This window comes from Isoptericola sp. NPDC060257, assembly GCF_042726645.1.
In the GTDB taxonomy this organism is placed as follows: domain Bacteria; phylum Actinomycetota; class Actinomycetes; order Actinomycetales; family Cellulomonadaceae; genus Isoptericola; species Isoptericola nanjingensis.
In genome coordinates, this window is sequence record NZ_JBHXAW010000449.1 from 1 (window position 1) to 1,987 (window position 1,987).

General features: G+C 75.6%; 1 protein-coding gene and 1 pseudogene. One reads left to right on the plus strand and one right to left on the minus strand.

The window, feature by feature from the left end:
* Nucleotides 1-65 precede the first annotated feature (65 nt).
* On the minus strand, nucleotides 66-1,640 hold the full coding sequence (hflX, locus tag ACFWEK_RS21170; RefSeq protein ID WP_430555318.1) for a GTPase HflX: 1,575 nt from the start codon (nucleotides 1,638-1,640) through the stop codon (nucleotides 66-68).
* Nucleotides 1,641-1,813: 173 nt separating this feature from the next.
* Between hflX and ACFWEK_RS21175 the strand changes: the two are divergent.
* Nucleotides 1,814-1,987, plus strand: a pseudogene (locus ACFWEK_RS21175) (16S rRNA methyltransferase); the annotation flags it as partial.

Genomic DNA, 1,987 nt, shown 5'->3' on the forward strand with positions numbered 1-1,987 from the left:
TTTTCTATACGCCCCCCCCCCCCCCGCGGGGCCGCCGCCGGGGGGGCCGCCCCCACGGCGGGCGGTCAGCCCCCGACGGCGGCGGCCCTGAGCTCGGCCGCGAGCGCCTCGCCCACGCGACCGCGCAGGTGGGTGCCCTCGGCCAGGTGCTCCTCGGCGACCGAGCCGCCGGCCTCGTGCACGCGGTGGACCAGGTCGCCGCGGGAGTACGGGACGACCAGGTCGATCTCGACGTGCGGCTGGGGCAGCTCGGCCGCGATGAGCTCCCGCAGCTCGGCCATGCCCTCGCCCGAGTGCGCCGACACGACGACGCTGCGCCGCTCGCGACGCTGCACCCGGCCGACGACGGCCGGGTCGGCGACGTCGGCCTTGTTGAGCACGACGACCTCGGCCACGTCCGCGATCCCGGGGATCTCGGCGAGCACCTCGCGCACCGCGGCGATCTGGCCCTCGGGGTCCGGGTGGGAGGCGTCGACCACGTGCAGCAGCAGCGCGGCGTCGCCCACCTCCTCGAGCGTGGACCGGAACGCCTCGACGAGCTGGTGCGGCAGGTGCCGCACGAACCCGACGGTGTCCGTGAAGGTGTACGGTCGGCCGTCCTCCGTGCGGGCCTTGCGGACGGTCGGGTCCAGCGTCGCGAACAGGGCGTTCTCGACGAGGACGCCCGCGTCGGTGAGCGCGTTGAGCAGCGACGACTTCCCGGCGTTCGTGTAGCCGGCGATCGCCACGTTCGGCACGCCGTGCCGCTTGCGGTCGAGCCGCTTGGTCTCGCGCCCGGGGGCCATGGCGGCGATCTCGCGGCGCAGCTTGGCCATCCGGTTGCGGATCCGGCGCCGGTCCAGCTCGATCTTCGTCTCGCCGGGTCCGCGGGAGCCCATGCCGGCGCCCTGGCCGCCCACCTGGCCACCGGCCTGGCGGGACATCGAGTCGCCCCAGCCGCGCAGGCGCGGCAGGAGGTACTCGAGCTGGGCGAGCTCGACCTGGGCCTTGCCCTCCCGCGACTTGGCGTGCTGGGCGAAGATGTCGAGGATCAGCGCGGTGCGGTCGACCACCTTGACCTTGACGATGTCCTCCAGCGCGCGGCGCTGCGACGGGGCCAGCTCGGTGTCGGCCACCACGGTGTCGGCGCCGACGGACGCGACGACGTCGGCGAGCTCGGCCGCCTTGCCGGACCCGAGGTACGTGCCCGGGTCGGGCTTCTGGCGGCGCTGCAGCAGGCCGTCGAGCACCTGCGAGCCCGCGGTCTCGGCGAGCGCGGCGAGCTCGCGCAGCGAGACCTCCGCCTCGCGGGCCGCGGCCTCGCCGCCGGAGTACAGGCCGACGAGCACCACGCGCTCCAGGCGGAGCTGGCGGTACTCGACCTCGGTGACGTCCTCGAGCTCGGTGGAGAGCCCGGCGACGCGGCGCAGCGAGATGCGCTCCTCGAGGTCGAGCTGTTCGCCGTCGTGGGCGGTGTGCACCGTGGCGCCCTCGGACCGCGCCGTCCCGGCCCGTGCGAGCACCCGGGCGACGACGTCCTGCGCGATCGCCTGGGCGTCGCGCTCGGCCTCGCGGCGCGCGTCCGCCGAGGTCTCGGCGCCGGAGGTCCCGGCGGTCTCGTCGGCCTGCGGGGTGTCGGGGTTGGTCGGGGTGTGGGTCAAGGTGTGCCTCTCGGGTCGGGGTCGGCGGTCCTGCCGCCGTAGGAGTACAACAAGGGTCCCACGCGAGACAGTCCCGGTGGAGAGTTTTTCCCCGTGCAGGCCGGGCCCGCAGTTCTGCGGGGCGGGCGCCGGGCACGACGCCGGAGGCGACGCCCGGGACCTAGGATCGCGGGGTGAGCGAGCAGCCCGACCACTACTTCACCGCGCAGCCGGCCTCCGCCGCCGAGCGCCGCCGCGCCGTCGTCGAGCTCGCCGGCCGGGAGGTCGAGGTGGACGTCGCCTCCGGCGTCTTCTCTCCCGGCGGCGTCGACAAGGGGACGCGCGTGCTGCTGCGCGAGGTGCCCGCC